Source organism: Actinomadura darangshiensis, assembly GCF_004349235.1.
Lineage (GTDB): Bacteria > Actinomycetota > Actinomycetes > Streptosporangiales > Streptosporangiaceae > Spirillospora > Spirillospora darangshiensis.
The window spans coordinates 1-4,205 of sequence record NZ_SMKY01000482.1; the positions used below are offsets into that span (position 1 = coordinate 1).

At 68.5% G+C, this 4,205-nt stretch carries 5 protein-coding genes; 4 read left to right on the plus strand and 1 reads right to left on the minus strand.

All coding sequences use genetic code 11. The features are described 5' to 3' along the window. Window positions 1-56: 56 nt before the first annotated feature. The 4 genes from E1293_RS45055 to E1293_RS49065 all read left to right on the plus strand — a co-directional run bounded on the left by E1293_RS45055 (window position 57) and on the right by E1293_RS49065 (window position 3,171). On the plus strand, window positions 57-695 hold the full coding sequence (locus E1293_RS45055) for a hypothetical protein (protein WP_132205991.1): 639 nt from the start codon (window positions 57-59) through the stop codon (window positions 693-695). Window positions 696-733: 38 nt separating this feature from the next. Further along, the gene (locus E1293_RS49060; RefSeq protein WP_132205993.1) at window positions 734-1,843 is read left to right on the plus strand and encodes a C40 family peptidase; all 1,110 of its coding nucleotides are present in this window, start codon (window positions 734-736) and stop codon (window positions 1,841-1,843) included. Between the two features lie 310 nt (window positions 1,844-2,153). Further along, on the plus strand, window positions 2,154-2,546 hold the full coding sequence (locus tag E1293_RS45065) for a hypothetical protein (protein WP_132205995.1): 393 nt from the start codon (window positions 2,154-2,156) through the stop codon (window positions 2,544-2,546). 13 nt (window positions 2,547-2,559) lie between these two features. Continuing rightward, window positions 2,560-3,171, plus strand: coding sequence for a DUF4314 domain-containing protein (locus E1293_RS49065; RefSeq protein ID WP_207939504.1), 612 nt, complete (start codon window positions 2,560-2,562; stop codon window positions 3,169-3,171). A 156-nt stretch (window positions 3,172-3,327) separates the two neighbouring features. Here E1293_RS49065 and E1293_RS45075 read toward each other — a convergent pair whose 3' ends face one another. Beyond that, on the minus strand, window positions 3,328-3,684 hold the full coding sequence (locus E1293_RS45075) for a histone-like nucleoid-structuring protein Lsr2 (protein ID WP_132205997.1): 357 nt from the start codon (window positions 3,682-3,684) through the stop codon (window positions 3,328-3,330). Window positions 3,685-4,205: the final 521 nt, after the last annotated feature.

Consider the following 4,205-nt stretch of genomic DNA (forward strand, 5'->3'; position numbering starts at 1 on the left):
GGACAGGACACACCGCGGCGCCTCATCGACCTGACCACCCAGACCGGAGGCACCCCATGACCGGCAAACCCACCCTCGCCCTCCTCCTCATCGGCCTGGTCCTGCTCACCGCCGCGCTCTGGTCCACCACCCGCAACACCACCCGACCCGACCGCCCCACCGCACATTCCACGCCGTCCTCGGACGCCACCCCTTCGCCTGGTGCCACGCCTGCGGCGCGGCCGGTGACCGCCCACGACATCGCGGGCCTGCTTCCCTTAGCCGAAGAACAGATCGCCGCCGCAGCAGAGGTGGCGCGCCGCTTCACCGCCCTGTACGGCACCTGGCGCTACACCGAGTCCACCCCCCAGTACCTCGCCCGCCTCACACCTTTGATGAGTGCGCAACTGCGGCCCGAACTCGAACGCGCCGCCGCCAACATCCCCACCGCCGTCCAGCGGTACCGGCAGCAACAAACCTCCACCGGACAAGCACGCGTCGACGCGCTCAGAGCGCTCGGCCCGACCTCGATCACCGTCCTGGCCACCGGCACCGAACACATCACCACACCTCACTCGGCCTGGCAGGACACCTCCCACTACGCCATCACCGTCATCCACCACGACCAGAACTGGCGCGTCTACGCATTCGATCTGGCCGCCACCGGCGACCACGGCGACCTCCCCGACAGTGAGCCGACCGACGAGGCCCCATGATCGGCCGTCCCGGCTCTGCCGCTGGCCGGCCCTCCTCCGTGCGGGTACGGCGCTGGACGGTCGAGCACGGGAGAAGCAAGTGCAGAACCGACCGGGGCGCCGTCCAGGCCCCCGCAGCGGCCGCCATCGCCACCGCCGGGCTGCTGGCCATCCCCCTGCTGTTCGGCACCGCCGTCCTCACCGCCGGTGACGACACCAACGGCTGCGGTACACAGGTGGCCGCCCAGCCGGACGCGGCCCCCAGCGCCAAGAGCGACATCCCCGCCACCTACCTGCGGCTCTACCAAACCGCCGGCAGACAGTACTGGGTGCCCTGGAACCTGCTGGCCGCCATCGGGAAGGTCGAGTCCGACCACGGCCGCGACCCTGGCCCCGGAGTCCCCTCTGGTGCCAACCACGCGGGCACCGCGGGCCCCATGCAGATCGGCATCGGAGGTGCGGCCACCAACAACTGGGGCGGAGCACCCCGCCACCCCGCCACCCGCAACACCGGCGGCGTCGGAACCGACGGCAACGACGACGGCTGGGCCAACGTCCACGATCCCGCCGACGCCATCCCCGGCGCCGCCCGCTACCTCCTCGCGCACGGCGCTCCGCACGACCTCGCCAAGGCAGTCTTCGCCTACAACCACTCAACCGGCTACGTCCGCAAAGTCCTCGACCAAGCCACCCACTACGCGACCGGAAACCCCCAGCACGTCGCCGACACCGGTGCCGCCGACTCCTGCCCAGGCGACGTGGCCGCCTACGGCACCCTCCCCGGCGACGTCGTCGCCAAGGTCATCGCCTACGCCAGAGCCCAAATCGGCAAGCCCTACGTCTACGGAGCCGAAGGACCCGACACCTTCGACTGCTCCGGCCTGACCATGCGCGCCTACCAGGCCGCCGGAATCACCATCCCCCGCACCTCCCAAACCCAGTACCACCTCGGCCGCCACATCCCCCAAGGCACCGAACAACCAGGCGACCTGGTCTTCTTCGCCGGCACCGAGGGCACCGCAGCCAACCCCGGACACGTCGGCCTCGTCATCGGCGCCGAACGCATGATCGAAGCACGCTGCACCACCTGCGGCCCCATCAACACCGCCTCCTACCACGGCCGCAACCCAGTCGGCTTCACCCGCCCCACCGCACACCAGACACGCTGAACCAGAGTCCATTCGAAAGCCTTCAGGTACCTGGGGGGAACGCCGTCGGCGGCGCGGCATTCACCGACGAGGCCCCAGCCATGGATCACGTGAGGGCAGCGGTCGGCCTCTCCGAGACGGAAGGCGTTCGGCCCTCCGACAGCCTCGCACCTGCCGGACGAATCGACCGCCCGCCCGTTGCTTCGATCGTCCGCTTGCCCTTGCCGCTAGAGCCAAATGATGCTGCGCGCCGGGGCCGCATCCCCCGCCCGCGTCCCGGCCCGCATTGTGGCCAGGGAACGCTTCACGAATTCACGGAACGGAGTAGGAAATGACAGAAGCTTCTCCTGCGGGCAAGGTCGACCGGCAGGCGTGGGCTGCGGTGTACACCCTGCTCACGCAGGCCACCGACCTCGCCGCAGACGACATCCCCATCACATCCAAGGTGCTGGAGGCAGGCGCCTTCGGCGAATGCCGAGCCTGGCAACTACCCGAAGGTGACACCCCCTCCTGGGTACTGCGCCAAACCCGCTACCAGATCGCCTGCACCCTCGCGCTCCCACCACGTGACCCCGACGACCCACTGATCGACACCGTGCTGGAGGTCCTCGCCCGGCACCCCACCGCGATACAGGCACGCGTGCTGCGCGCCGCCGCCACCCACCTGCCCAACGACTCCGCGATACCTCGGCGAGAACGACCGGCGCCCGCGGGCGGCAGCTGAGGACCCCACGACCATGAACGCCAACGGAGCAGATTCCGTCCACGTGCTGGATCGCGACACCGGCAAGGTTCGCGTCTTGGAGCGCCGCTGCGCCAGCTGCATCTTCCGCACCGGTGACCCGATGCACCTGGGCGACACGCGCACCCGTCAGGTAATCGAGGCCAACCTTCGCGCCGGGGCGCTGCTGACTTGCCACGCCACCTTGCCCTACGGGCCGCACCCCAGCTTCGGCCCCGCGGTCTGCGCGGGGTTTTGGGCGCGGCACCGCAACGACGTCCCAGCCGGGCGCCTGGCCCAGCTCTTCCTCGGCATCATTCGCATTCCGCCCCCGGACCCTGACGACGATCACTGGCAGGAGGCTTCGATGCCCCACGACCCCGGTGACACGAGCGGTGGAAAATCAGAGGCCGACTCGGCAACGCGGCGCGGCCGCCGGATCCGGCTTCTGTTCATCTCCGACTCCCACACCCGTCTGCAGCCCGGCGCCCTGGGCACCATCACCGGCGTCGACAGCCAAGGCATCCTCCGAGTCAAGTGGGACGACGGCAGCCGCCTGGGCCTGCTCTCCGACCAGGACGAGTTCGAAATCCTCGACCAACCGCCGGACACCAGCAGCACGGGCTAACAGCCACCGCCGCGCGACCTGCGGATGCGAAGAAGTCAATGATCGAGCATGAGACGCCGCCAGCACCGCATCGGCCCCACCCCCGCCCGGGGTGGGGCCGATGCGGTGCCTGAAGGTGCGCGGCATAGGCCAGCGGGCGGTGCCGCATGTTGACGGTTATCGGGTGCGGGCCATGGCGGGGTCGCCAGCCTCGTAGGCGTCGACGACTTGGGCAGGGATCCGGCCGCGCTGGCTGACCTTGATGCCGTGCCGCTGGGCCCAGGCCCGCATGTCGGCTGCGCGCTCGCGGCCCAGGGCCCCGCGTCGCCCGCCCGTGCTGGAGCGCCTACCGCGCCGTGTCCCGACCTTGCGTGCCTTGGCGATGTAGAGCGCGTAGATACTGCGCAGCGCGTCTTCGTTCGCCTCGCTGAGGTCGATTTCGTAGCAGCGGCCATCCAATCCAAAGAGCACAGTCTTACCGGCCGGTGCGCCGTCAATGTCGTCGATCTTTGCAATGATTACGTGTTGCGCCATTCACATCCCTCCCTTTCTTGACCCAATAAACAGATCCCCGTGAATATCGCGGGATATCCGTGATCGACCATAGCATTTCTCTTTGCAGCACTCGAGGGTATTCCTTCGATTTTCTCGCCCATTTTCCCATGTGAGCGAATTGGATGTGCCAGCCCCTGGCGGTCTCGGGTGTTCTACTTGATCGCGCTGACGAAGCCGAGCAACCATGCGCCCGCCATGATCCTATTGCCGTCCCTTGCGGCGAGGTCCCACAACTGCACCTCCGCATCCTTCTAAGGAAGAAAAGCCTTCAGGGAGATGCGATAGGCGCCAGAGGACGAGAGTTCCCTTCACCTCGGCTTAGGTGCCGCCCCGGGCGTTGCCTGCCCTGACCGGCACGCAAACCCTTTCCCTTGCACGCAGGGACGCGGACAACCTGGGAGGAAAACTTCTCATGGACAAATCCACGGGGCCACCAGCGGGTGCTGCCCGGCAGCGCTCCCGACCCCTGCGATCAGCCCAGCCCCGGCCACGCCGCCACC